Raw genomic sequence first — 25,948 nt, 5'->3', positions numbered from 1 at the left:
CCAGCCCCCGGGATGACATGGGGCGGCCAAACTTTATTGCTACACAAAATTTAGAAAGTTTGACCTCAAGCATGAAAACCCCCACCTACCCCCCCATGAAGGTGGCTTCGCACTCCCTTTAACCGCTCGTAGATTCATTGCATGGGTGTGGCCAGGGTTATCCGCCTTGTCTGTTGGCCCCGCCTGGGTGACCTTTATTGAGGAGAATTAAACGATGCTCAGCAAACAGGCGTTATTGCAGGCTTACCGCAAGATGCGGGAGATCAGGACCTTTGAAGAGCGGTTACATCAGGAAAATACCAGCGGTGATATTCCGGGCTTCATTCACCTTTATACCGGTGAGGAGGCCATCGCGGTGGGGGTCTGCGAAAATTTAACGAGCGCAGATTTCATTGGTTCAACACACCGTGGACATGGCCACTGTATTGCTAAAGGTTGTGACATTCACGGCATGATGGCCGAAATATTCGGTAAGGACAGCGGGTTATGTCGCGGTAAGGGTGGCTCGATGCACATTGCCGATCTGTCGAAAGGAATGCTGGGGGCGAACGCTATCGTTGGGGGAGCCCCTCCACTGGCCATCGGCGCCGCGCTAACGGCAAAAACGCTAAAAACCGGCAACGTCGGTGTCTCTTTTACGGGCGATGGTGGTTCTAATCAGGGCCTGGTCTTTGAAGCCATCAATATGGCCGTCGTGCTCCAGCTTCCAGCCGTCTTTATTTTCGAGAACAACGGTTACGGCGAAGGGACCGGCCATGACTACGCCGTGGGTGGGCGTGATATCGCCCGGCGCGCCGCTGGCTTCGGCCTGCCGGCAGTGACCGTCGATGGCACCGATTTCTTTGCCGTTTATGAGGCAACCTCAGAGGCGGTCAAGCGTGCGCGAGAAGGCGGTGGCCCAAGCGTCATTGAGGCCAAAGCCTTCCGCTGGCATGGTCATTTTGAGGGCGATCCCGCGCTATACCGCGCAGAAGGTGAAGTGCAACGCCTGCGTGAACAACATGATCCGCTGAAGATTTTCACCGCTAAGGTCAAACAGCATATCACCCAGGAAGAACTGGCGGCGATTGATGAGGAAGTAGAAACCCTGGTCAACGATGCCGTATTGAAGGCCCGCGCCGCTGCCTACCCGGCTCCGGAAGACCTGCTGACAGACGTGTACGTCTCATACTGAGGGTGATAACCATGACAATAAAAACCTATCGTGAAGCGGTCAAGGAAGCCCTGGCTCAGGAAATGGAACGCGATGAACGCGTGGTGCTCATCGGTGAAGACTTGCGTGGCGGTCATGGCGGAAATGCGCCCGAAGAGGCGAAGATTGAAGCCTTTGGCGGTGTGCTGGGTGTCACTAAAGGGCTGTGGACGCAGTTCGGCTCCGATCGGGTGATCGACACACCCATTACCGAGTCGGCCATCATCGGTATGGCGGCCGGCGCCGCAGCAACGGGTCTGCGGCCGGTCGCGGAACTGATGTTCATGGATTTTTTTGGTGTGAGTCACGATGCACTGTATAACCAGGCGGCTAAGTTCCGCTACATGTTTGGCGGCAAAGCCAGAGCTCCGCTGGTGATGCGAGGGATGATCGGCGCGGGGTTTTCCGCCGCGGCCCAGCATTCACAGTCACCCTATAATATCTTTGCCACCACGCCAGGACTGAAGGTGGTGGTGCCCTCGACGCCTTATGACGTCAAGGGTCTGTTAATCCAGTCCATTCGCGACGACGACCCGGTGGTATTCTGCGAGCATAAAATGCTGTACGACCTCAAGGGCGAGGTACCGGACGAGATCTATACCATCCCGCTAGGTGTAGCCAACTACACTCGCGAAGGGGAGGACGTCACCATCATTGCGTTGTCGGCAATGGTACATAAAGCAAACCAGGTGGCGGACAAACTGGCCAGAGAGGGGATCTCGGTCGAGGTGGTCGACCCGCGAACCATTTCGCCGCTGGATGAGGAAGGTATTCTGGAATCGGTGGCTTCCACGGGGCGGGTAGTGATTGTCGACGAATCCGCTGCACGCTTCGGTTTTGCTCATGATGTCGCGGCGCTGATTGCGTCCCAGGCATTCCATTTCCTCAAAGCGCCCGTTCTGCTGGTGACTCCGCCACACACGCCGGTCCCGTTCTCCCCTGCTCTCGAAAAACTCTGGATCCCTGGCGTTGAACGTATCGAAGCCGCCGTCCGTCAAGTGCTGGAGGATTAACCTATGAGCGAAATCAAGACGCTTGAAATGCCAAAGTGGGGGCTTTCCATGGAGGAAGGCTTGCTCGCTCGATGGGCAATCCAGGAGGGTGACGATTTCACCAGAGGGCAGGAAATCTGTGAGATTGAAACCAGTAAAATCGTCAATGTCCTGGAGGCACCTTTTGCCGGTACATTACGCCGGATAATCGCCCGGGAGGGTGAGACGCTTCAGGTTGGCGCCGTGCTGGCTCTGGCGGCTGACGCTTCGGTCAGCGATGCTGAACTGGACGAATTTGCTGCCAGTCTGGCGACGGTGAAACCCGCAGCGCCTGGCACGGAGGCTGCCGCGCCGGACGTAGCGGCACAGGCAGGCGCTAAGCCACCTTCCGTTGTTTCGCCCCCATCCAACAACCCCGTGGCCCCCATTGGGCAGATCGACATCCCCGCCAGTCTGCAAGGCGTGACCGATGTGACTCAGGTTAATGCCACGCCCCATGCGTTACGACTGTCCGCCCGCTGGGGTGTCGACCTGAAAAAGGTCCGCGGCAGCGGACGCGGGGAACGTATCTCTGTTTCTGATCTGGAAAGCGCGATCGTTGCCGCCGGCGGTCGCCTGGCCTCTCCGACGCCCCCCGTTCGTCCCAGCAAAGCGCCCCGCTCGCATGCCGATGATAGCCAGGTATCGGCCACCCCGCTGGCCCGCCGTCTGGCCGGCAAACTGGGTATCAACTTGCATGACTGCCGAAGCAGTGGTTCACGAGGTCGGGTGAGTCGCGATGATGTGCTGGCTGCGGCGTTGTTGCTCGACGGGCACCCGCCGGTCAGCCCTGTGCAGGAGAGTGCCCCGGCACCCTTTGAGAGCATCCCGATGTCCGGTATGCGGCGGGCTATCGCTTCTCGTCTGCAAACGTCCAAGCAACAGTCTCCCCATTTCCGTTTGAGTGTCGATCTCGATCTGGAACGACTGTTAGCGTTACGTCAGGAAATTAACCGCGAAGTACCCGGCGTCAAGATTTCGGTTAATGACCTGCTGGTGAAGGCTTGTGCCCTGGCGCTGGTGGCCGTGCCAGACGTCAACATCCAGTTTGATGAGGCGACACAAAGTATCCGCCGCTTTGCGGATGCCGACATTTCGGTGGCCGTTGCGCTGCCTGACGGGCTAATTACCCCTATTGTTCGCTCGGCGAACCGGAAATCGATCAGCGACATATCGGCCGAAATTCACACCCTGGTGACCAAAGCCAAAGCGGGCACGCTGAAGCCGGAAGAGTTCCAGGGGGGAACCTTTAGCGTGTCAAATCTGGGTATGCTCGGTGTACGGCAGTTTGACGCCATCATCAATCCACCGCAAAGCGCAATCCTCGCCATTGGCACCGGCGAGATGCGGGCGGTAGTACGCGACGGGCAAATCGTCGCGCGCCACCAACTGACGGTATCGCTATCCTGCGATCACCGGGTCATTGATGGGGCGGCAGGTGCAGCTTTTCTCCGGGAACTCAAGCGACTGACTGAAACCCCTACCCTGATGTTTATCCAGGAGACGAGCTATGCACGATAATTACGATGTGCTGATCATCGGCGGGGGTCCTGGGGGGTATGTGGCCGCCATCCGTGCCGGTCAGCTAGGACTTCGTACCGCCTTAGTGGAAAAACAACATCTGGGCGGCATCTGCCTGAACTGGGGATGCATTCCAACCAAGGCGCTGTTGCATGGCGCTGAGGTCGCGCACAGTATCACCCATGCCAGTCAGCTGGGCATCAGCGTGGGTGAGGTGAATGTCGATCTGCAGAAACTGGTGCAGTTTAGCCGTGCCGTTTCGCAACAGCTCACCGGCGGGGTTGAGTATCTGTTGAAGAAAAATGGCGTGAGGGTGATTGATGGTACCGCGCGGCTGCGCGGTAAGGGACAAATAACGGTAGCGGATGCCCGGGGGGAAGAGCACGATTACCGGGCCGATCACGTGATCCTGGCCACGGGCGCCCGACCACGCGCATTACCAGGCATAGAGCCAGATGGCGAACATATCTGGACCTATTTCGAGGCACTACAGCCTAAGCGATTGCCCAGGTCGCTATTAATCATCGGTTCAGGCGCGATTGGCGTCGAGTTCGCCAGCCTTTATAACGATCTGGGCTGTAAAGTGGCGCTGGTCGAGCTAGCGTCGCAGATTTTGCCAGTGGAGGATGCCGAAGTGTCAGCGGCGGTGCGTAAGTCATTCGAAAAGCGCGGGATTCAGGTCCATACCCAGACCCAGGTGACGCAAGTACAGCTCACCGATACCGGGGTGCGCTGTACACTGAAAAATACGAGCGCCGAATCTTTCCTGGAAGTCGAACGTGTGCTGCTGGCGGTTGGCGTACAGCCGAATATTGAAGATCTGGGGCTGGAAGCACTGGGCGTCGAGTTAGACCGCGGTTTTATCAAGACGGACGCGGCTTGTCGCACTAACGTATTTGGGCTTTATGCCATCGGCGATGTAGCCGGCCCGCCGTGTCTGGCGCACAAGGCCAGCCACGAAGGCGTAATCTGCATTGAGACGCTGGCTGGTGTCGAAGGCACCCATCCGCTTGATCGCGACTATGTGCCCGGTTGCACTTATGCCCGGCCTCAGGTTGCCAGTCTGGGCCTGACGGAATCGACGGCCCTGGCCAGAGGACGGCCCGTCAGGATCGGTAAGTTCTCTTATCAGAGCAATGGTAAGGCGCTGGCCAGCGGCGAGACAGAGGGTTTTGTGAAGACCATTTTCGATGCTGAAACGGGTGAATTGCTGGGCGCGCATATGGTTGGCGCACAGGTCACGGAACAGATCCAGGGGTTTGGTATCGCCCGTCACCTGGAGGCCACAGATGAAAGTCTCCTGTCGATGATCTTTGCGCATCCGACACTTTCCGAAGCGATGCATGAATCCATACTCGCGGCCTGTGACCAACCGTTGCATCAATAAGAAAATGAAAATAAGGGAGGCGATAGCGTCGTGATACGGAGTAAGTTTCCCGTTATCCCTCCTGTATTTTCCTTGAAACGTTCGGTAAGGTAACACCCCGTCGTTAGGTAAGTATCTCGCATCATTGATCTCCAGCCTCTGGCAGTCATCTCACTTTATTGAAAGTGAGCAAGACTAAAGCAAGGCAAATGGCGCTACCGACATGCCGGTTAACGCGCCATCAGAACAAACACGCCCCAGCCGAGATATTCCCGGGCCCAGGTGACGTGGTGCAGCGGCGCAGTGGTCAACTGCTGGCGAACCTCCGGCGCGAAGTCATCGTGCGGATTGGCCTCCAGCCAGCGGCGCATCGTCAACCATTTCGCCGCTTCATAACGATCCCAGCCCTCCTGGTCGGCCAGCACCATCTCCACCACGTCATAGCCCAGTTCACCAAAGTGGGCGACCAGCGCCGGCAGCGTCAGGAAGTCATCAGGCGACTGCGCGCCGCAGGCAACCGCCTCTTCCGCCGTGGCCGGACGTTTACGCCACCATGGCTCGCCGATCAGCAACATGCCGCCGGGCCGCAGGCTCTGCTTCAGCAGCTCAATCGTGCCGGCCACCCCGCCGCCGATCCACGTGGCCCCCACGCAGGCGGCAATATCGCACGGCTGGCTGGTGACATATCCGCTGGCATCCTGATGCACAAAGGTTACCCGGTCGCTTACCCCGAGTGCTTCTGCACGGGCGGTCGCCTGCTGGCTGAACAGCAGGCTCATGTCCACGCCGGTGCCGACGATCTGATGATCGCGCGCCCAGCTACAGAGCATCTCTCCGGAGCCGCTGCCGAGGTCGAGAATGGCGGTGCCCGGCGCCATCCGCAGCGCTCGTCCCAGGGTGGCGTACTTTTCCGGGGTAAAAGGGTTATGAATACGGTGCTCGCTTTCACTAATGGTAAAAATGCGAGGGATATCGATCATGAGGTTTTCTCCTTGAGAAACATACACCCGGGCAGCAACCCTGCCCGGGTCGCTGTATCAGCAGTTGTCCACCTGTGCGCGGACGTTGTGCAAACCGGTGGTGTTGATCCGGTACGGTTGACCATTAACCGACTTAATCAGCTTTTTGGTTTTGAGCTTTTTGAAGACCGCGAGGGTGCAGTCGCTCAGCAACAGTCCTTCACGGGTGTAGCATTCGACGGCGGTAATGCGGCCGGAGGTATCGCGAACGTGCGCAATACGGCCACCTTTGGCGAGAACGTGTAAGGTACGTTGTTCCTGACGGGATAAATTCATACTGAAACCTGTTCATTATCATGAGCGAAAACATGCCTACACCCGCAGGTGTGTGCGTAAGGTTTAAGCGCAGCGATAATCAGTCCGGCCTGGGCAGGTCGGGGAACTGATTATCTGATAATGACATTCTCCAGCATCGAAGCCTCAGTGAGCATTGAAAGGTATTTACCGGCTGAATATTAACACCCTAATTTGGTAAGGGTATTGCGCAGATTAAAAACTGTGACCGGTATTACGATTTACCCTCATCCTTCCCCGCATTTTGCGCTTTCCACCACCCGCTCTGTTCCTCAACGTTAACCACCACCTTATCTCCCTCCCACATTGTTAAATAATTGTTGTCAGATCACAAAATAGAAACAAAAAGGCCATTTCGTACGTATTTTATAAAAATGTAGATATTTTTAATTTATGGCTACGAAATAAACATCACCCTGACCTTACAGCGAGGAACGATCCTGATGAACGCCCTGACCGCAGTAAAACCGACACCCGCGCCATTAGCCCAGCAATACCCTGGCTTTTCCTTCGCCCCTTCCGCCCAGTCGCCGCGCCTGCTGGAACTCACCTTTTCCGCCGAAACAACCTCCCGGTTCCTGCAGCAGGTCGCGCAGTGGCCAGTGCAGGCGCTGGAGTACAAATCTTTCTTACGCTTCCAGGTCGGCAAGATCCTCGACGATCTGTGCGGCAACCAGCTGCAGCCGCTGCTGATCAAAACATTGCTCGATCGCGCGGAAGGCGCGCTGCTGATCAACGGCGAAGGCATCGAGAACGTCAGCCAGGCCGATGAGATGGTCAAGCTGGCCACCGCCGTCGCGCATCTGATTGGCCGTTCCAATTTCGACGCCATGAGCGGCCAGTATTACGCCCGCTTTGTGGTGAAAAATGTCGATAACTCAGACAGCTACCTGCGCCAGCCGCACCGGGTAATGGAGCTGCACAATGACGGTACCTATGTCGAAGAAATTACCGACTACGTGCTGATGATGAAGATCGACGAGCAGAACATGCAGGGCGGCAATTCCCTGCTGCTGCATCTCGACGACTGGGAGCATCTCGACGAATTTTTCCGCGACCCGCTGGCTCGCCGCCCGATGCGCTGGGCCGCGCCGCCGAGCAAAAACGTCAGCAAGGATGTTTTCCACCCGGTGTTCGACGTCGATTCGCTGGGCCGCCCGGTCATGCGCTATATCGACCAGTTCGTCCAGCCGAAAGATTTCGAAGAAGGCACCTGGCTGAGCCGCCTTTCCGACGCGCTGGAGACCAGTAAAAACATTCTTTCCGTGCCGGTGCCGGTGGGCAAATTCCTGCTGATTAACAACCTGTTCTGGCTGCATGGCCGCGACCGGTTTACGCCGCACCCGGACCTGCGCCGCGAACTGATGCGCCAGCGCGGCTACTTTGCGTATTCCACGAATCATTACCAGACTCATCAATAAGGGTTCTCAGGCGAAGGAATTGAGCGGATGTATGATTTCGTGATTATCGGCGGCGGCATCATCGGCATGTCGACCGCCATGCAGTTAATTGAGATTTACCCGGACGCGCGCATTGCGCTGCTGGAAAAAGAGACCGGTCCGGCCTGCCATCAGACTGGCCACAACAGCGGCGTGATCCACGCCGGGGTGTACTACACCCCCGGCAGCCTTAAGGCGCAGTTTTGCCTCGCCGGCAACCGCGCCACCAAAGCCTTTTGCGAGCAGAACGGCATCCGCTATGACGTCTGCGGCAAAATGCTGGTCGCCACCTCGCCGCTGGAAATGGAGCGGATGCGCGCCCTGTGGGATCGCACCGCCGCCAACGGCCTGCAACGCGAGTGGCTAAGCGCCGGGGAGCTACGCGAGCGCGAACCGAACATTACCGGGCTCGGCGGGATCTTCGTCCCTTCCAGCGGCATCGTCAGCTACCGCGACGTGGCGGCGGCAATGGCGAAGATCTTCGAATCGAAAGGCGGAACGATCGTCTACGACGCCGAAGTCAGCGCCCTGAAAGAACATGCCAGCGGCGTGGTGATCCGCACCCGCCAGGGCGGCGAATATGAGGCCTCCACGCTGATCGCCTGTTCGGGCTTGATGGCCGATCGGCTGGTGAAAATGATCGGCGTCGATCCCGGCTTTATCATCTGCCCGTTCCGCGGCGAATATTTTCAACTGGCGCCGCAGCACAACCAGATCGTCAATCATCTGATCTATCCGATCCCCGATCCAACGATGCCGTTCCTCGGCGTCCACCTGACCCGCATGATCGACGGCAGCGTCACCGTCGGCCCCAATGCGGTGCTGGCCCTCAAGCGCGAAGGCTACCGCAAGCGCGATATCTCGCTGGCCGATACCCTGGAGATCCTCACCTCGCCCGGCATTCGCCGGGTACTGCAAAACAACCTGCGCTCCGGACTGGGCGAAATGAAGAATTCGCTGTGCAGAAGCGGCTATCTGCGGCTGGTGCAAAAATATTGCCCGAGCCTGACGCTGAGCGATTTACGCCCGTGGCCCGCCGGCGTGCGGGCGCAGGCCGTGTCGCCGCAGGGCAAGCTGATCGACGATTTTCTCTTCGTCACCACCGCGCGTTCGATACATACCTGCAATGCGCCATCGCCAGCGGCCACCTCCGCTATCCCGATCGGCGCGCACATCGTCAGCAAGGTACAGACCCTGCTGGCCAGCCAGAGCAACCCCGGACGCACGCTGCGTGCGGCACGTAGCGTGGAGACACTACACGCCGCTTTTACCCGTTAACCCCCTTAAGACAGGAAGCGATTATGCAACTCAACGATATGACACTGTTTCGCCAGCAGGCGCTGATCGATGGTCAGTGGCGCGATGCCCCCAATGGCGACGTGATTGTGGTGACCAACCCGGCCAACGGCGAGCAGCTCGGCAGCGTACCGAAAATGGGCGCCGATGAAACCCGCGAAGCAATTGAAGCCGCCAATCGCGCCCTTCCCGCCTGGCGAGCCCTCACCGCCAAAGAGCGGGCGAACATTCTGCGCCGCTGGTTCGATCTTATGATGGAGAACCAGGACGATCTCGCCCGCCTGATGACCCTCGAGCAGGGAAAACCGCTGGCGGAAGCCAAAGGCGAAATCAGCTACGCCGCCTCCTTTATTGAGTGGTTCGCCGAAGAAGGTAAGCGCATTTACGGCGATACCATTCCCGGCCATCAGGCCGACAAACGCCTGCTGGTGATTAAGCAGCCGATCGGCGTTACCGCCGCCATCACCCCGTGGAACTTCCCGGCGGCGATGATCACCCGTAAAGCGGGCCCGGCGCTGGCCGCCGGCTGCACCATGGTCCTGAAACCGGCCAGCCAGACGCCGTTTTCCGCGCTGGCGCTGGCCGAACTGGCGAATCGCGCCGGGATCCCCGCCGGGGTGTTTAACGTGGTTACCGGCTCCGCCGGCGCGGTCGGCGGCGAACTGACCAGCAATCCGCTGGTGCGCAAGCTCTCCTTCACCGGCTCGACCGAGATTGGCCGCCAGCTGATGGAGCAGTGTGCGAAAGACATCAAAAAAGTCTCCCTGGAACTCGGCGGCAACGCGCCGTTTATCGTCTTTGACGACGCCGACCTCGATAAAGCCGTCGAGGGGGCGCTGGCGTCGAAGTTCCGCAACGCCGGGCAGACCTGCGTCTGCGCCAATCGCCTGTACGTCCAGGACGGCGTCTATGACCGTTTCGCTGAAAAACTGCAGCAGGCGGTAGAAAAACTGCGCATCGGCGATGGCCTGCAGGATGGCGTCACCACCGGCCCGCTGATCGACGAGAAAGCCGTCGCCAAAGTTGAAGAACATATTGCCGACGCCATCGCCAAAGGCGCGAAGGTCGTCACCGGCGGCAAACCGCATGCCCTGGGCGGCAACTTCTTCCAGCCGACCATCCTGGTCAACGTTCCCGACAGCGCCAAAGTGGCGAAAGAGGAGACCTTCGGCCCGCTGGCGCCGCTGTTCCGCTTTAAAGATGAAGCCGACGTCATTGCCCAGGCCAACGATACCGAATTCGGCCTCGCCGCCTATTTCTACGCCCGCGATCTGAGCCGCGTGTTCCGCGTCGGCGAAGCGCTGGAGTACGGCATCATCGGCATCAACACCGGCATTATCTCGACCGAAGTCGCGCCGTTCGGCGGCGTCAAGGCCTCCGGCCTTGGCCGCGAAGGGTCGAAGTACGGTATCGAAGATTACTTAGAAATCAAATATATGTGTATTGGCCTTTAACAGGAGCGAGGGATGAACAGCAATAAAGCAATGATGGCGCGTCGCAGCGATGCGGTGCCGCGCGGCGTCGGCCAGATCCACCCTATCTTCGCCGAACGCGCGGAGAACTGCCGGGTGTGGGACGTCGAAGGCCGCGAATATCTCGATTTTGCCGGCGGTATCGCGGTCCTCAATACCGGCCATCTGCATCCGCAGGTTGTCGCCGCCGTCGAAGACCAGCTGAAAAAGCTATCTCATACCTGCTTTCAGGTACTGGCCTACGAGCCTTACCTGGCGCTGTGCGAAAAGATGAACCAGAAGGTGCCCGGTGATTTCGCCAAGAAAACCCTGCTGGTCACCACCGGGTCGGAAGCGGTGGAGAACGCGGTGAAAATCGCCCGCGCGGCAACCGGGCGCAGCGGCGCCATCGCCTTCACCGGCGCTTATCACGGCCGTACCCATTACACCCTGTCGCTGACCGGAAAAGTGAACCCGTACTCCGCCGGTATGGGGTTAATGCCGGGCCACGTCTATCGCGCCCTCTACCCGTGCGCGCTGCACGGCGTCAGCGATGACGAGGCGATCGCCAGCATCCATCGCATCTTCAAAAACGATGCCGCGCCGGAAGATATCGCCGCCATCATTATTGAGCCAGTGCAGGGTGAAGGCGGGTTTTATGCCGCTTCCCCGGCTTTTATGCAGCGCCTGCGCGCCCTGTGCGACGAACACGGCATCATGCTGATCGCCGATGAGGTCCAAAGCGGCGCGGGCCGTACCGGCACGCTGTTCGCCATGGAGCAGATGGGCGTGGCGGCAGATATCACCACCTTCGCCAAATCCATCGCCGGCGGTTTCCCGCTGGCGGGCGTCACCGGACGGGCGGAAGTCATGGACGCTATTGCGCCGGGCGGATTGGGCGGCACCTACGCTGGCAACCCCATCGCCTGCGCCGCCGCCCTGGCGGTATTGCAGATTTTCGAGCAAGAGAATCTGCTGGAAAAAGCCAACCAGCTCGGCGACACCCTGCGCCAGGGCCTGCTGGCGATTGCGGAAGATCATCCGGAGATCGGCGACGTTCGCGGTCTCGGGGCGATGATCGCTATTGAGCTGTTTGAAGAGGGCGACCGCAGCAAGCCTAACGCCAGGCTGACGGCGGATATCGTCGCCCGCGCCCGCGACAAAGGCCTGATCCTGCTCTCCTGCGGGCCGTACTACAACGTGCTGCGCATCCTGGTGCCGCTGACCATTGAAGAGGCGCAGATCGAGCAGGGTCTCAAGATCATCGCCGACTGCTTTACCGAGGCGAAACAGGCATAGAACAGAACACATGCGGAAGCGAAGTACGTTCGTAAGGGAATGAAGACGAGACCTGCAAAACAACAATAATACGCGTGCCCCGGCGCGGGAATGTCGGGGCGCTCTCCCAGGTGACACACTTCGAGAGGGTAAATGATGGGGCAACTGTCGCAATCACAGGATTTAGGGGCGGGGCTGAAGTCGCGCCACGTCACGATGTTATCTATCGCCGGGGTGATCGGCGCGAGTTTATTTGTCGGTTCCAGCGTCGCCATTGCCGAAGCGGGCCCGGCGGTGCTGCTGGCCTATCTGTTTGCCGGGCTGCTGGTGGTGATGATTATGCGTATGCTGGCCGAAATGGCCGTCGCCACGCCGGATACTGGCTCCTTTTCCACCTACGCCGACAAAGCCATCGGCCGCTGGGCGGGGTATACCATCGGCTGGCTGTATTGGTGGTTCTGGGTACTGGTTATTCCGCTGGAAGCCAATATCGCGGCGATTATTCTGCATTCGTGGGTGCCGGGCGTCCCGGTGTGGTTGTTCTCGCTGGTCATCACTCTCGCCCTCACCGGCAGTAACCTGCTGAGCGTCAAGAACTACGGTGAATTCGAGTTCTGGCTGGCTATCTGTAAAGTCATCGCCATTCTGGCCTTTATCGTGCTGGGTGCCATCGCCATCACGGGCTTCTACCCTTATGCCGAAGTGAGTGGGATTTCGCGTCTGTGGGATCACGGCGGCTTTATGCCGAACGGCTTCGGCGCGGTACTCAGCGCGATGCTGATCACCATGTTCTCGTTTATGGGCGCGGAGATCGTCACCATTGCCGCCGCCGAATCGGATACCCCGGATAAACACATCGTCCGTGCCACCAATTCCGTTATCTGGCGCATCTCTATCTTCTACCTGTGCTCCATTTTCGTGGTGGTCGCCCTGATCCCGTGGAACATGCCGGGACTGAAGAGCGTGGGGTCCTACCGCTCGGTGCTCGAGCTGCTGCATATTCCCTACGCGAAGCTGATTATGGACGGTGTGATCCTCCTGTCGGTCACCAGTTGCCTGAACTCGGCGCTGTATACCGCCTCGCGGATGCTCTACTCCCTGAGCCGCCGCGGCGATGCGCCGGCCATCATGGGCCGAACCAACCGCAGCAAAACCCCGTACGTGGCGGTGCTGCTCTCCACCGGCGCAGCCTTCTTAACCGTGGTGGTGAACTACTACGCCCCCGCCAAGGTGTTTAAATTCCTTATCGACAGCTCCGGCGCTATCGCCCTGCTGGTTTATCTGGTGATCGCCATTTCTCAACTGCGGATGCGCAAAATCCTGCTGGCGAAAGGGGGGGAAATTCGTCTTAAGATGTGGCTCTACCCGTACCTGACCTGGCTGGTTATCGCCTTTATCACCTTCGTGCTGGTGGTGATGCTGTTCCGTCCGGCGCAGCAGCTGGAGGTGATCTCTACCGGGCTGTTAGCACTGGGAATTATTTGTACAGTACCGATTATGTCACGCTGGAAAAAGCTGGTATTGTGGCAAAAACTGCCGCTGCAAAATACGCGTTAACCCTGTTCCCGGCGCCCGCCGGGAAGAGTATTCAGGAGTAAGAACATGACCGCCATTCCCCAGGCGACGGCCATTGACGGGTACCGTTGGTTGAAAAACGACATCATCCGCGGGGTCTACCAACCCGATGAGAAGCTGCGGATGAGTCTGTTGACGTCGCGCTATGAGCTCGGCGTCGGACCGCTACGGGAGGCGCTCTCGCAGTTGGTGGCGGAAAGGCTGGTGACGGTGGTCAATCAGAAAGGTTATCGGGTAGCGCCCATGTCCGAACAGGAGCTTCTCGATATCTTCGACGCGCGCGCCAATATGGAAGCCATGCTGGTGCGCCTCGCCATCGAACGCGGCGGCGACGAGTGGGAAGCCGAGCTGCTGGCCCGCGCCCATCTGCTCAACAAACTGGAGTCCTGCGACGCCAGCGAGCGCTTACTCGATGAATGGGACCAGCGCCATCAGGCGTTTCACACCGCCATTGTTGCCGGCTGCGGCTCGCAGTACCTGCTGCAGATGCGTGAACGGCTGTTCGATCTGGCGGCGCGCTACCGTTTTATCTGGCTGCGCACCACCGTGCTGTCGGTGGAGATGCTGGAAGACAAGCATGTTCAACACCAGACCCTGCTGGACGCCATTCTGGCGCGCGATGCCGAGCAGGCCAGCGCATTGATGCGCGAGCACTTACTGACCCCTATCCCGATTATTCAACAGGCGATGGCCGGCAAGCTGTCGCCGCAGGCAGGGTGAGTCAGATGGTGGGGTTGAAATTACGGGTATGGCGGCACGCTCCTCCACGCCGCACGGGCGTGGAGAAATCGTATCCGTAGATCAATCAGGCCCGCAGGCGAACCGGTTCGCTGAAATCGTCGGCCGGTTCCAGCTTCAGATTAAAGGTGGTCAGCAGCGCCGCTGCGCGCTCGTGGAACTCGCGTAGCGTTTTTTCCAGTCTCTCGCTCACTTCCGGGTCGTCAATGTCGACCGCCTGCCATGAACCTTCTTTATTGAACAGGCCAAACTGGTAGCTGTAAGTGAAACGTGACTCTTGTGCTTCCATTTCCATCCACCAGCCCCAGAATTCACGCTTCTCCGGCGCGGGCTTAACATTGACGCAAACTGCCAGGCAATCGAAAAAGAAACGGTTGTCATGGCACTGCTCTTCGCGAATGTAAGGCCCTAGCGCCGTGAATTTCTTGATCAACTTACTTTTCAGGTGTCCACTCGGTAACGTCATTGCGATCTCCTTTAGTGATGCAACTGTTTTACCAAACCAATAGAATTTAGCAATAAATTAACCAAATCTATGATTGATCCAGCGGGCGATCTGTCGCAATGCGTGATCAAAATTGCGATACACCGGGTTAAACGGGATCTCCAGCAGTTTGCCATCGGCAGATGACGAAGTGATTAACCGCGACTCCTCTTCGGGGCTGAACGGATCGTCCTTCCAGAAGCCCGAGAGCATCGGCGTCGGGCAACGGCGCCCCAGCAGTCCCTGAGTTTTTAACGAGTAGCGGTTGAGCTCCACGCGTAGTGCTTCATCGGATGCGTCATGCATGCCCAGCCGCGAGGCCAGCACGTCAAGATACATCTCCGGCACGCGCCCCTGATGCAGAGGATCCACCAGCAGACCATGAACGACCGGGCCCAGACAGGCCACGGCCTTCAGCCGCTGCGGCTCCAGGTAACCCAGACGGACCGCGATATTGGCGCCAAAGCGGAAGCCAAAGGCCGCGACCCGGGTGTGATCGACCCACGGTACATTTTCCAGATGGCGCAGCGCATGCTGGTGCAGCAGGCTGGTGTCCTGATTCAGCGTCCATTTTGACGAGAAGCCGATGGAAGGCATGTCGATCGTCAGCATGGCAATGCCGAGCGGTGAGAAGTAGTTCTCATACAGGTTGTAATAATCCGTCTGCAGCGAGTCCAGGCCCCCGCACATCAGCACCGTCGGAAACGGCCCATCGCCTTTTGGCGTATGCAAAAAGCCGGTTATTGGCGAACCGCCAGGGATGGTGAACTCCAGCTCGCGCAGCGAGCCCGGCAGCCGCTGGGCGGCTTCTTCATACGCCCGGTTGGCTAAAGCCTGCGCCTGTTCGGCCAGCTCATCGCCTTTAATATGCGGATAAGCGGCAATGCTATACAGGTTCGATGCATGCAACCAGTGGCGGCCGCTCAGCAAAGGATCGGCTTCCTGCCCGGCCTTTTGCTGCCACTGCATGGCCTCTTTCGCCCACTCGAAGATCCAGTTGCCGCCGCGATAGCCGATGACGGTATCGAACAGCTCTGGATCCGTTCGTTCGGCCTCGCTCATCACAATGCGCGCTTGCACATCGAGGATCTCCTGCGGGGTCACGCCGCGCCAGATCCACATCAAACGGTTGATCAGACGGTACCAGTGATCGACGTGATTGCCGCTTAGCGCCGACTGCATCGCCGGGGGTTTTCCGGCAGAAAACCGACGCACCAGCGTAGAGGTTTCGGGATGTTTGAAGCGAGGTTTAAACAGCGTTTCGCTGAGGTTAGCCTGTGACATGTGCAGTCTCCGTCGTAGTGCCACTCCTGTTATTGTAACCTGCTAAAGGATAAAAAAAACCACGCCCGGCAAGCCGGGCGTGGTAAATAGCACTGTCCTGAAGAATTAACGACCTGCGATAGGCGGTACAAAGACCACGCCCATATCCCACGGCTGTTCAATCCAGGTATCCTGAGGAATATCAACAACGTAATCATCCACCAGCGGACGGCCTGCCGGCTTGGCGAAAATAGTGACAAAGTGCGCTTTTGGATACATTTCGCGGATCGCCACGGCGGTACCGCCGGTATCCACCAGATCGTCGATGACGATAAAGCCTTCGCCATCGCCTTCCGCACGTTTCAGCACTTTCAGCTCGCGCTGGTTATCATGGTCGTAGCTGGAGATGCATACGGTATCAACATGACGAATGCCCAGTTCACGCGCCAGTAAGGCTCCCGGTACCAGTCCACCGCGGCTGACGGCAATAATGCCTTTCCATTGCTCAACCGGCAGCAGACGGCTGGCCAGTTTGCGGGCGTGAATCTGCAACATGTCCCAGGTGACGACGTATTTTTCGCTCATGTGAAGTGTCCCAGCCTGTGTAATACGGCTTAAATAATGTTCGAGGGGGAAAATGGTTGCGCGAGATTATAGAGATCTGACGCACTAAAAACCAGTGTTAAGCGGTTTGCGCAACGCTTTTTGCGTTGTTTACACTACCTGCGGCGGTGGAAAGTGGTATTCTCAACCTCATCGCGCAAGCCCAGGCTTGTTGTGTATTTTATTGCTAACCCTCGTCCTGCAACCGCTGTATGCAGGAGTTTGTAAGGAGACTTACCGTGTCTGAACTGTCTCAACTATCCCCGCAGCCGCTTTGGGATATTTTTGCCAAGATTTGCTCCATCCCGCACCCATCCTATCACGAAGAACAGCTCGCCGAGCACATTATGGGTTGGGCAAAAGAAAAAGGCTTACACGCGGAACGTGACCAGGTTGGCAACATTCTGATTCGTAAAGGCGCGACTGCCGGTATGGAAAACCGCAAGCCGGTAGCGCTGCAGGCGCACCTCGATATGGTGCCGCAGAAAAACAACGATACCGTCCACGACTTCGCCAAAGATCCGATTCAGCCGTACATTGACGGCGAATGGGTGAAAGCACGCGGCACCACGCTGGGCGCGGATAACGGCATCGGGATGGCGTCCGCACTGGCGGTGCTGGCCGACGACAGCGTCGCTCACGGCCCGCTGGAAGTGCTGCTGACCATGACCGAAGAAGCCGGTATGGACGGCGCGTTCGGTCTGCAGGCCAACTGGCTGCAGGCGGATATCCTGATCAATACCGACTCCGAAGAAGAAGGCGAAATCTACATGGGTTGCGCCGGCGGGATCGATTTCACCTCTAACCTGGCGCTGACCCGCGAAGCGATTCCGGCCGGGTTCCAGAGCTTTAAACTGACCTTAAAAGGGCTGAAGGGCGGCCACTCCGGCGGTGACATTCACCTTGGTCTGGGCAACGCCAACAAGCTGCTGTCGCGCTTCCTCGCCGGCCACGCCGATGAGCTGGATCTGCGTCTGGTCGATTTCAACGGCGGTACGTTGCGCAACGCCATCCCGCGCGAAGCATACGCGACCGTCGCCGTCGCCGCGGATAAAGCCGATGCGCTGAAAGCGCTGGTGAATACTTACCAGGCGCTGCTGAAAAACGAGCTGGAGGCCAAAGAGAAGAACCTGGTAGTGCTCCTGGAAGCGGTTGATAACGACAAAGCAGCGCTGACGCAGGCTTCCCGCGACGGTTTCATCCGCCTGCTGAACGCCACGCCGAACGGGGTTATCCGCAACTCTGACGTGGCGAAAGGCGTAGTGGAAACTTCGCTGAACGTCGGCGTCGTCACCATGACCGATGACAACGTGCAGATCCACTGCCTGATCCGCTCACTCCTCGACAGTGGCAAAGACTACGTGGTCAGCATGCTGGATTCTCTGGGTAAACTGGCGGGGGCGAAAACCGAAGCCAAAGGCGCTTACCCTGGCTGGCAGCCGGACGCCAACTCGCCGGTAATGCACCTGGTGCGCGAGACTTACCAGCGTCTGTTCAACAAGACGCCGAACATCCAGATCATCCACGCCGGTCTGGAATGCGGTCTGTTCAAAAAACCGTATCCGGAGATGGACATGGTCTCCATCGGGCCAACCATTACCGGTCCGCACTCCCCGGATGAGCAGGTACATATCGAGAGCGTCGGCCAGTACTGGACGCTGCTGACCGAGCTGCTGAAAGCCATTCCGGCTAAATAAGCACCACAACCGGCGGCAGTCTGCCGCCGGTTTTCCCCCGTATCACCTTAGCGCCACGCGTTTTTCCATCCGGTAGTTAATAAACCACTCCCCACGCGCCGCCACCCGCTGCTCCGCCACCACGTCAAAACCATGGGCTGTAAAACAGGGCTTTGCGGTAATGCTCGCGTCCACCGTCAGGATTTGCTCAGGATACTGAGCGCAGAGCGCTTCGATAAGCGCGCCGCCGATACCCTGCCTGGCGTGATCCGGCGAGACAAAGAGCAAATCGATATGCGTCCCGATAGCGGTGATAAAGCCAACCGGTTGATTGTTGACCACGGCCACCCGCCCGATTGAGTCAGCCAGCTTTTGTCGCCAGCGCGTCTCATCCACCTGTGCCCAGGCCGCAATCTGCCCCGGGGTATAGTCCTGGCTCGCCGTTTCCCGCACCGCGCGCAGGAAGACCTCGCAGAGCATGGGCAAATCGCTGTCGCGGTAAGCACGAATGTGCATGGTTAAATCCCTAATAAAAGCTGCCTTTCCAGCTGCGGATCGAGCAGCGTCACGTGGAGCCCAACCAGACGCACGCCCCGTCCGCCGCGACGCTCATCCCAGGCTTTGTGGGCGGTGGCAATCAGATCCTCTTTGTTCAGCCGCGGCCAGACGTGCTCCTGGGTGGTCTGCTGGAAGTCATTGAATTTCAGTTTAATGCCCTGGCGGGCGATCAACAGGTCCGGTTTGACCTTTGCCAGCCGGCGCTCCAGCTCGGGATAGAGGTTTTCGATAATCGCTTCGCACGCTGACCATTCGTGGATATCTTCCACTAACGTCCGCTCCACGCCCACCGATTTACGTTGCCGATCGTTATGGATTTCCCGCTCATCAATCCCGTGGCTGCGCTCCCACAGAATACGACCGAATTTACCGAAGCGCTTGAGCAGCATGGCCAGATCGCTGTTCTGCACATCGCCACAGGTACGCAGGCCCATATTTTCCAGCTTCGCCGCCGACACCTTTCCGACACCGGGTATTTTCGCCAGCGGCAGCGCCCGCACAAACTCTGCCACCTGATGGGGAGCGATAACGAACTGGCCGTTGGGTTTATTCATATCGGAAGCGATTTTAGCGAGAAACTTCACCGGCGCCACGCCCGCCGAGGCGGTGAGGTGCAGCTCCCGTTCGATGGTCTGGCGGATCTCCTGAGCTATCAGAGTGGCCGACCCGTGACAATGCACGCTGTCGCTGACGTCAAGGTAGGCTTCATCCAGCGACAGCGGCTCAATGCGCGAGGTATAGCGGGAGAAAATTTCGCGGATATGATTCGAGGCTTCTTTGTAGGCATCGAAGCGGCCGGGAAGCAGCGTGAGATGCGGGCACAGCTTGAGCGCCGTTGCCGTCGGCATGGCGCTGCGCACACCAAACTTACGCGCAGGATAGTTCGCGGTACTAATCACGCCACGCTGTACCCGACTGCCGCCTATCGCGAGGGGGATATCACGCAACGCCGGGTTGTCGCGCATCTCCACCGCTGCAAAGAAACAGTCCATATCGACATGGATAATTTTACGCATCGTCAGACTCAACACTGTATACCCATACAGCATAGCAAAACTGCGCGCCAGTTTGATGCTTTTTTTACTCCGGTGGTCAAAAAAACGCTGACAACATAAAAGTGCAATAAATCATGTTTATTTTCATAACGTTAATCAACTAATCTGAAAGATACAATTATGAAGAAACGACTCACCGCCCTTTGCCTGCTGGCCGCCAGCAGCGCTTTAGCTAACCCACAGCTGATTGCCCACCGCGGCGGTACCGGCGATGCGCCGGAAAATACCCTGCCGGCCATTAAACTGGCGCTGGAGAACCACGCTGAGGCCATCTGGGTCACGGTGCAGTTAAGCCGCGACGGCGTACCGGTACTCTATCGTTCAAGCGATCTCTCCGCCCTGACCAACGCCGAGGGTAAGGTCTCCAGCTTAACCGCCGCCGAGCTGGCGAAAGTCGACGCCGGCTGGAAATGGGGGGATGACAGCCACCCGTGGCGCGGTAAGCAGGCTACGATCCCGACCCTGCAAAGCGTGCTGCAACAGTGGCCGCACACTTTTTTCTACATCGATATCAAATCTCCAGATGCCGATCCGGCGGTGATGGGCGAACGCCTGCTGGCGGTGTTAAAAGCCACCGACAGCCTCGATCGCGTGCGGGTCTATTCCACCGATGACCGCTATATCGCCGCCCTGCCATCCGCTATTCCCCGCTTCGTCACCCGCAGCGAGACTCGCACTAAACTTGCTACTATTTCACTCAGCCACCAGTGCCAACTGAGCAGCCAGCACAATGGCGATAAGTGGTATGGGCTGGAGCTGAAGCGCAAGGTGGAGGTAGTGGAGAAGTTTACCCTTGGCGAAGGGATCTCTCCGGCAACGCTCACCTGGGATAAAGAGGCGATGGATTGCTTCCGCTCGCAGGGCAAAGCGCACATTATTTTCTTCGGCATCAACAGTGCGGAAGACTACCGCACGGCGAAGGAGCTGGGCGCCGACGGGGTGATGGTGGATTCTCCGGCGCAGGCGAAAAGCTGGCAGTAAGGGAGTCAACGGCTAAAAAGGGCCGCGAAAGCGGCCTCACATTGCTGGCATGCTATTGCCGGGTGGCGGCTGGCGCCTGACCCGGCCTACGGTCCCAAATCACCGCCGGGCCAGAAGCTGCTGAAACTGCCGGTGCTGGCGGCCTCAACATCGCTGAGACGTTCCCGGAAGGCCGGGGCAGCCCGCAGGGATGCGGGCTGAGGGCCGTGTTTTGCACGGACGCTGCCTCGGCCCGACCCGAAGCCTGCAGGGATAAGTCGAAGGTACCACGCAGTGGCGATGTTGCTGGCCGGAGCCCGGGGGTACAGGGGGCGGCGGCGACTGGCTGCCCCCTGTGCGCTCCCTGCGCCATGAGTGACATAACGCAGAAGAAATATTGGGAGCGCAATCTGCCCGGAAATAACACAGATTACAAAATACGCCGCTGCTGACGCTGCGCCTCGCGAGCGAGACGTTTCTTACGCGCGTCGCACGGTTCCGGACAGTCGCAGACTTTCTCCAGCCCCAGCGAGGAGATCCCGCCGCAGCTGCCCTGAATGCTCTTACGCTTCACCAGGTAGCCCAGCGACATACCGAGGATCACCAGCGCAAAAATCACAAAGGTCGCGACAAATACCGTCAACATCGTCAGCCTCCAAAGTCGTCGAGCATGATGTTCTCATCTTCGACGCCCAGGTCTTTGAGCATTTTTATCACCGCGGAGTTCATCACCGGCGGCCCGCACATATAGAATTCGCAGTCTTCCGGCGCCGGGTGGTCGCGCAGATAGTTTTCATACAGAACATTATGGATAAAGCCCGTATGCCCGGTCCAGTTATCTTCCGGCAGCGGATCGGAGAGCGCGACGTGGAAGGTGAAGTTTGGATTGTCGCGCGCCAGCTGCTCGAACTCATCATCGTAGAACATCTCGCGCAGCGAACGGGCGCCGTACCAGAAGCTGATTTTGCGCGTGCTGTGCAGCCGCTTGAGCTGATCAAAGATATGCGAGCGCATCGGCGCCATGCCGGCGCCGCCGCCGATAAACACCATCTCGGCGTCGGTCTCTTTAGCAAAGAACTCGCCAAACGGCCCGGAAATCGTCACCTTATCGCCAGGCTTCAGCGACCAGATATAGGACGACATGATCCCTGGCGGCGCATCCGGTACTTTCGGCGGCGGCGTCGCGATGCGCACGTTGAGCATAATGATGCCCTTCTCTTCCGGATAGTTAGCCATCGAGTAGGCGCGCAGGGTCGGCTCTTTCACCTCAGAGACGTAGCGGAACAGGTTGAACTTATCCCAGTCTGAACGGTATTCATCGGGAACATCGAAGTCAGCATAGGCCACTTTATGCGGCGGGCATTCAATCTGAATAAAGCCACCGGCGCGGAACGGCACCACCTCCCCCTCCGGGATCCGCAGCTTGAGCTCTTTAATGAAAGTGGCTTTGTTATCGTTAGAGATAACTTCGCACTCCCATTTTTTGACGCCAAAAATCTCTTCCGGCAGCTCAATCTTCATGTTCTGCTTCACCGCAACCTGGCAGGCCAGACGGCAACCGGCTTTGGCATCCCGCTTGGTAATATGCGAAAGCTCGGTCGGCAGGATATCGCCGCCGCCCTCTTTAATTGTCACCCGACACTGGCCGCAGGAGCCGCCGCCGCCGCAGGCAGAAGAGACGAAGATCCCATTGCTGGACAGCGTGCTCAGCAGTTTGTCACCCGCCGGGGTACGGATCTGTTTATCCGCTTCGTTATTGATCTCAATAACCACGTCGCCCGCGTTCACCAGCTTCGAGCGCGCTGCCAGGATAAGCCCCGACAGCACCAGCACAATTAGCGTGAACATCACAACGCCAAGAATAATTTCCATACTTTTCCGCCCTTATAGCTGCACACCGGAGAAGGACATAAAGCCCAGCGCCATCAGGCCAGTGGTAATAAAGGTGATCCCTAACCCGCGCAGACCGGCGGGCACATTGGCGTACTTCATTTTTTCGCGGATCCCCGCCATCGCCACGATCGCCAGCATCCAGCCAATGCCGGAGCCGAAGCCGTAGACGATGGATTCCGTGAAGTTGTAATCGCGCTGCACCATGAACGACACGCCGCCGAAAATCGCGCAGTTGACCGCAATCAGCGGCAGAAAGATCCCCAGCGCGTTGTACAGCGCCGGGAAGTATTTATCGAGGATCATCTCGAGGATCTGCACCAGCGCGGCAATCACCCCGATAAAGGTGATGAAGTTAAGGAAGCTGAGATCAACGCCTTCCACCAATGCGCCGTCGCGCAGCACCAGGTTATAGACCAGGTTGTTGATTGGCACGGCAAGACCCAGCACCACCGTCACTGCGACGCCGAGGCCGAAGGCGGTGGAGACCTTTTTCGACACCGCGAGGAAGGTACACATTCCGAGGAAGAAGGCCAGCGCCATATTCTCAACGAACACCGCGCGGACAAACAGGCTAATGTAATGAGCCATCATCGATTACTTACTCCTTTTCCTGCTGTTCAGGCTTCCAGCTACGCAGGGCCCAGATCAGCAAACCGATAATGAAGAACGCGCTCGGCGCCAGCAGGAACAGGCCGTTCGGCTGATACCAGCCGCCGTTCTGCACCGTCTCCAGCACCGTGATACCGAACAGCTTGCCGCTGCCGATAAGCTCACGCAGGAAGCCGACGATAATCAGGATCGCGCCATAGCCGAGACCGTTGCCGATACCGTCCATAAAGCTCGCCAGCGGTGGCGATTTCATGGCGTAGGCTTCGGCGCGACCCATCACAATACAGTTGGTGATGATAAGCCCGACGAATACCGACAGCTGCTTAGAGGTCTCATAGGCGAAAGCCCGCAGTAGCTGATCCACCACGATAACCAGCGAGGCGATGATCGCCATCTGCACGATGATGCGCACGCTATTGGGGATATGGTGGCGAATCATCGAGATAAACATGCTGGAGAACGCCGTCACCAGCGTCACCGCGATGGTCATCACGAAGGCGGTTTCCAGTTTAGTCGTCACCGCCAGCGCGGAGCAGACGCCCAGCACCTGCAGGGCGATGGGGTTATTGGCGATGAGCGGCCCCACCAGCACGCGCTTAACTTCTTTCATATCGCTCTGTTCAGCCATTATTCAGCCCTCCCTCGCGCACCTTTTTCAGGAACGGACCAAAGCCCAGTTCGCCCATCCAGAAATCAAAGCTGTGCTGCACGCCGTTTGACGTCAGCGTGGCGCCGGATAGACCGTCTACCGCGTGCAGGTCACCGGCGCGTGCGCCGCCTTTTACCACGCGGAGTGCCGGCATGCCGTTGTCATCCAGCACCTGCTTGCCAATAAACTGCTGGCGCCAGTTCGGGTTTTCCACTTCGCCGCCCAGCCCCGGGGTTTCCCCCTGATCGTAGTAAGTGATGCCTTTCACCGTGCGGCCATCGACGTCCAGCGCCACAAAGGCGTACATCATCGACCACAGGCCATTGCCGTAGATCGGCAGCACCATCTGCTCAATCTGTTGCTGCGCGTCGCGCACCAGATAAATTTCCGCCAGGTTGCTACGGCGTTTAATGCCGGCCGGATCCTGGCTGGCGTCCAGCGCGATGCTCTGCTGCGGATCCTTCAGCGCCTGGGCTTGGTTGAATTTCCCCGGGTCTTTCTCCAACAGCTCGCCGGTCGACAGGTTCACCAGCCGCGGGGTAATGCGTGCCGCGAAGGTATCGGCTACCGCATCGGCATCCATCCCGGGCTGCATCAGGCCGGCGACGGCCAGAATATTGCGCTGCTTATCCAGCGCCCGCTGCGCCTGCTGGCGGGATTTCAGCCCCACAGCCGAGCCCGCCACCACGATGGAGCAGACCAGACAAAGCACCAGCACCACCAGCAGCGTTTTGCCGATGCTATCGTTACTTTTCTTCTCAGCCACGCGACTTCCTCCGCTTAATATTGGCCTGCACCACCAGGTAATCGAACAGCGGTGCGAAGAGGTTGGCGAAGAGGATCGCCAGCATCATCCCTTCCGGATAGGCCGGGTTCACCACGCGGATCAGCACGCACATCACGCCGATCAGCACGCCGTAACTCCATTTCCCTTTATCAGTAAACGAGGCGGATACCGGGTCCGTCGCCATAAACATCATGCCGAAGGCAAAGCCGCCGAGCACCAGATGCCAGTACCACGGCATGGCGAACATCGGGTTGGTTGCGGAACCGATGAAATTAAACAGGGTGGCGGTGGCGATCATGCCGATCATCACCCCGGCGACGATGCGCCAGGATGCGACGCGGCCAAAGAGAATGATCGCGCCGCCAATCAGGATCATCAGCGTGGAGACTTCGCCAATTGAGCCGGGAATGTTGCCGAGAAAGGCGTCCATCCAGCTCACCGGGATGCCGGTAGCGACGTTAACCAGCGCTTCACCGCCGCCGCTGGCCCACTGGGAGAGCGGCGTGGCGCCGGAGAAACCGTCCGCCGCCGTCCATACCAGGTCGCCGGAGATTTGCGCCGGATAGGCGAAGAACAGGAACGCGCGTCCCGCCAGTGCTGGGTTGAGGAAGTTGCGCCCGGTACCGCCGAAAATCTCTTTAGCGATCACCACCCCGAAGGAGATCCCCAGCGCCGCCTGCCATAGCGGCAGCGTAGGCGGCACAATCAGCGCGAAGAGAATTGAGGTAACGAAAAAGCCTTCGTTGATCTCATGTTTGCGCACAATCGCGAACAGCACTTCCCAGAAGCCGCCGACGATAAAGACGGTGAGGTAAATAGGCAGGAAGAAGACCGCGCCCAAGGTCATCATGCTTAGCCAGCCGGCGTCAGTACTGAAGCTGACCCCTAACCACTGGGCGACGCTGTAATGCCAGTTGTTGGCGATCACCTGCTGCAGCTGTTCGGCGCCGTACAGTTTGTGCAGCGCCGGAATGGTCTGCAGCCCAACGTTGTACATGCCCCAGAACATCGCCGGGAATACGGCAAACCACACGAGGATCATCATCCGCTTGAGGTCGATGGCGTCGCGCACGTGCGCCGCGCCGCGGGTGACCTGCCCCGGCGTGTAGAAGATGGTCGCCGCCGCTTCATACAGCGGGTAATATTTTTCCAGCTTGCCGCCATGCGTGAAATGCGGCTCAAGTTTCTCAATCAGGTGCTTTAAGCCCATC

25 protein-coding genes are annotated in these 25,948 nt (G+C 58.5%); 12 read left to right on the top strand and 13 right to left on the bottom strand.

The window, feature by feature from the left end; translation table 11 throughout:
- Positions 1-214 precede the first annotated feature (214 nt).
- The 4 genes from CWM54_RS13905 to lpdA are packed head-to-tail and all read left to right on the top strand — an operon-like array spanning position 215 to position 5,131.
- Positions 215-1,174, top strand: coding sequence for a thiamine pyrophosphate-dependent dehydrogenase E1 component subunit alpha (locus tag CWM54_RS13905; protein ID WP_100681380.1), 960 nt, complete (start codon positions 215-217; stop codon positions 1,172-1,174).
- Positions 1,175-1,185: 11 nt separating this feature from the next.
- On the top strand, positions 1,186-2,205 hold the full coding sequence (locus tag CWM54_RS13900; protein WP_002889881.1) for an alpha-ketoacid dehydrogenase subunit beta: 1,020 nt from the start codon (positions 1,186-1,188) through the stop codon (positions 2,203-2,205).
- A 3-nt stretch (positions 2,206-2,208) separates the two neighbouring features.
- Positions 2,209-3,744 (top strand): 2-oxo acid dehydrogenase subunit E2, encoded by a 1,536-nt coding sequence (locus CWM54_RS13895; protein ID WP_100681381.1) that lies wholly within the window; start codon positions 2,209-2,211, stop codon positions 3,742-3,744.
- Positions 3,734-5,131, top strand: coding sequence for a dihydrolipoyl dehydrogenase (gene lpdA / locus CWM54_RS13890; protein WP_100697526.1), 1,398 nt, complete (start codon positions 3,734-3,736; stop codon positions 5,129-5,131). The genes CWM54_RS13895 and lpdA overlap by 11 nt, the downstream gene beginning before the upstream one ends.
- Positions 5,132-5,340: 209 nt before the next feature.
- On the opposite strand, the gene CWM54_RS13885 is transcribed toward lpdA, so the two are convergent.
- Positions 5,341-6,090, bottom strand: coding sequence for an SAM-dependent methyltransferase (locus tag CWM54_RS13885; RefSeq protein ID WP_165785930.1), 750 nt, complete (start codon positions 6,088-6,090; stop codon positions 5,341-5,343).
- Between the two features lie 57 nt (positions 6,091-6,147).
- A complete protein-coding gene (locus tag CWM54_RS13880) occupies positions 6,148-6,405 on the bottom strand; it encodes a YjhX family toxin (RefSeq protein WP_061155654.1) in 258 nt (85 codons plus the stop codon).
- A gap of 461 nt (positions 6,406-6,866) precedes the next feature.
- On the opposite strand from CWM54_RS13880, the gene glaH reads away from it, so the two are divergent.
- The 6 genes from glaH to csiR all read left to right on the top strand — a co-directional run bounded on the left by glaH (position 6,867) and on the right by csiR (position 14,182).
- On the top strand, positions 6,867-7,844 hold the full coding sequence (glaH, locus tag CWM54_RS13875; RefSeq protein ID WP_100697524.1) for a glutarate dioxygenase GlaH: 978 nt from the start codon (positions 6,867-6,869) through the stop codon (positions 7,842-7,844).
- 27 nt (positions 7,845-7,871) lie between these two features.
- Complete coding sequence (gene lhgO, locus CWM54_RS13870; protein WP_100681384.1) at positions 7,872-9,140, top strand: L-2-hydroxyglutarate oxidase; 1,269 nt, start codon at positions 7,872-7,874, stop codon at positions 9,138-9,140.
- A 23-nt stretch (positions 9,141-9,163) separates the two neighbouring features.
- A complete protein-coding gene (gabD, locus tag CWM54_RS13865) occupies positions 9,164-10,612 on the top strand; it encodes an NADP-dependent succinate-semialdehyde dehydrogenase (RefSeq protein WP_061155657.1) in 1,449 nt (482 codons plus the stop codon).
- 12 nt (positions 10,613-10,624) lie between these two features.
- Positions 10,625-11,908, top strand: a complete 1,284-nt coding sequence (gene gabT / locus CWM54_RS13860) for a 4-aminobutyrate--2-oxoglutarate transaminase (protein WP_008805274.1) — start codon at positions 10,625-10,627, stop codon at positions 11,906-11,908.
- Between the two features lie 135 nt (positions 11,909-12,043).
- Positions 12,044-13,444 (top strand): GABA permease, encoded by a 1,401-nt coding sequence (gene gabP / locus CWM54_RS13855; protein WP_061155659.1) that lies wholly within the window; start codon positions 12,044-12,046, stop codon positions 13,442-13,444.
- Between the two features lie 45 nt (positions 13,445-13,489).
- A complete protein-coding gene (csiR, locus tag CWM54_RS13850) occupies positions 13,490-14,182 on the top strand; it encodes a DNA-binding transcriptional regulator CsiR (protein ID WP_061155660.1) in 693 nt (230 codons plus the stop codon).
- Between the two features lie 85 nt (positions 14,183-14,267).
- On the opposite strand, the gene crl is transcribed toward csiR, so the two are convergent.
- The 3 genes from crl to gpt all read right to left on the bottom strand — a co-directional run bounded on the left by crl (position 14,268) and on the right by gpt (position 16,532).
- The gene (gene crl, locus CWM54_RS13845) at positions 14,268-14,666 is read right to left on the bottom strand and encodes a sigma factor-binding protein Crl (RefSeq protein WP_004178681.1); all 399 of its coding nucleotides are present in this window, start codon (positions 14,664-14,666) and stop codon (positions 14,268-14,270) included.
- 57 nt (positions 14,667-14,723) lie between these two features.
- On the bottom strand, positions 14,724-15,968 hold the full coding sequence (frsA, locus tag CWM54_RS13840) for an esterase FrsA (protein ID WP_061155661.1): 1,245 nt from the start codon (positions 15,966-15,968) through the stop codon (positions 14,724-14,726).
- Positions 15,969-16,073: 105 nt separating this feature from the next.
- A complete protein-coding gene (gpt, locus tag CWM54_RS13835) occupies positions 16,074-16,532 on the bottom strand; it encodes a xanthine phosphoribosyltransferase (RefSeq protein WP_002889733.1) in 459 nt (152 codons plus the stop codon).
- A 257-nt stretch (positions 16,533-16,789) separates the two neighbouring features.
- Between gpt and pepD the strand changes: the two genes are divergently transcribed.
- The gene (gene pepD, locus CWM54_RS13830) at positions 16,790-18,247 is read left to right on the top strand and encodes a cytosol nonspecific dipeptidase (RefSeq protein ID WP_100697522.1); all 1,458 of its coding nucleotides are present in this window, start codon (positions 16,790-16,792) and stop codon (positions 18,245-18,247) included.
- A 42-nt stretch (positions 18,248-18,289) separates the two neighbouring features.
- Here the strand turns inward: pepD and CWM54_RS13825 are convergent, their stop codons facing one another.
- Positions 18,290-18,742 (bottom strand): GNAT family N-acetyltransferase, encoded by a 453-nt coding sequence (locus CWM54_RS13825; RefSeq protein WP_061155663.1) that lies wholly within the window; start codon positions 18,740-18,742, stop codon positions 18,290-18,292.
- 2 nt (positions 18,743-18,744) lie between these two features.
- Positions 18,745-19,800 carry a DNA polymerase IV gene (gene dinB / locus CWM54_RS13820; protein WP_100697520.1) on the bottom strand — a complete coding sequence of 352 codons (1,056 nt, stop codon included), beginning with the start codon at positions 19,798-19,800 and terminating at the stop codon, positions 18,745-18,747.
- 159 nt (positions 19,801-19,959) lie between these two features.
- Between dinB and CWM54_RS13815 the strand changes: the two genes are divergently transcribed.
- Positions 19,960-20,820 carry a glycerophosphodiester phosphodiesterase family protein gene (locus tag CWM54_RS13815; protein ID WP_100697518.1) on the top strand — a complete coding sequence of 287 codons (861 nt, stop codon included), beginning with the start codon at positions 19,960-19,962 and terminating at the stop codon, positions 20,818-20,820.
- A gap of 409 nt (positions 20,821-21,229) precedes the next feature.
- On the opposite strand, the gene nqrM is transcribed toward CWM54_RS13815, so the two are convergent.
- The 6 genes from nqrM to CWM54_RS13780 are packed head-to-tail and all read right to left on the bottom strand — an operon-like array spanning position 21,230 to position 25,947.
- On the bottom strand, positions 21,230-21,445 hold the full coding sequence (gene nqrM / locus CWM54_RS13805) for a (Na+)-NQR maturation NqrM (protein ID WP_004204638.1): 216 nt from the start codon (positions 21,443-21,445) through the stop codon (positions 21,230-21,232).
- Positions 21,446-21,447: 2 nt separating this feature from the next.
- Positions 21,448-22,671: an NADH:ubiquinone reductase (Na(+)-transporting) subunit F gene (gene nqrF / locus CWM54_RS13800; protein WP_100697514.1), complete on the bottom strand. Its 1,224-nt coding sequence runs from the start codon at positions 22,669-22,671 to the stop codon at positions 21,448-21,450.
- 12 nt (positions 22,672-22,683) lie between these two features.
- Positions 22,684-23,280, bottom strand: a complete 597-nt coding sequence (gene nqrE / locus CWM54_RS13795; RefSeq protein WP_061156411.1) for an NADH:ubiquinone reductase (Na(+)-transporting) subunit E — start codon at positions 23,278-23,280, stop codon at positions 22,684-22,686.
- Positions 23,281-23,290: 10 nt separating this feature from the next.
- Positions 23,291-23,929: an NADH:ubiquinone reductase (Na(+)-transporting) subunit D gene (locus CWM54_RS13790; RefSeq protein WP_002889716.1), complete on the bottom strand. Its 639-nt coding sequence runs from the start codon at positions 23,927-23,929 to the stop codon at positions 23,291-23,293.
- Positions 23,922-24,716 (bottom strand): Na(+)-translocating NADH-quinone reductase subunit C, encoded by a 795-nt coding sequence (locus tag CWM54_RS13785; protein WP_061155667.1) that lies wholly within the window; start codon positions 24,714-24,716, stop codon positions 23,922-23,924. The genes CWM54_RS13790 and CWM54_RS13785 overlap by 8 nt, the downstream gene beginning before the upstream one ends.
- Positions 24,709-25,947, bottom strand: a complete 1,239-nt coding sequence (locus CWM54_RS13780; RefSeq protein WP_074386796.1) for an NADH:ubiquinone reductase (Na(+)-transporting) subunit B — start codon at positions 25,945-25,947, stop codon at positions 24,709-24,711. Before CWM54_RS13780 ends, CWM54_RS13785 begins: the two co-directional genes overlap by 8 nt.
- Position 25,948: the final 1 nt, after the last annotated feature.

It is taken from the genome of Klebsiella sp. D-Nf1 (assembly GCF_002810515.1).
In the GTDB taxonomy this organism is placed as follows: Bacteria; Pseudomonadota; Gammaproteobacteria; order Enterobacterales; family Enterobacteriaceae; genus Klebsiella; species Klebsiella variicola.
This window is presented reverse-complemented; position numbering and strand designations above follow the sequence as displayed.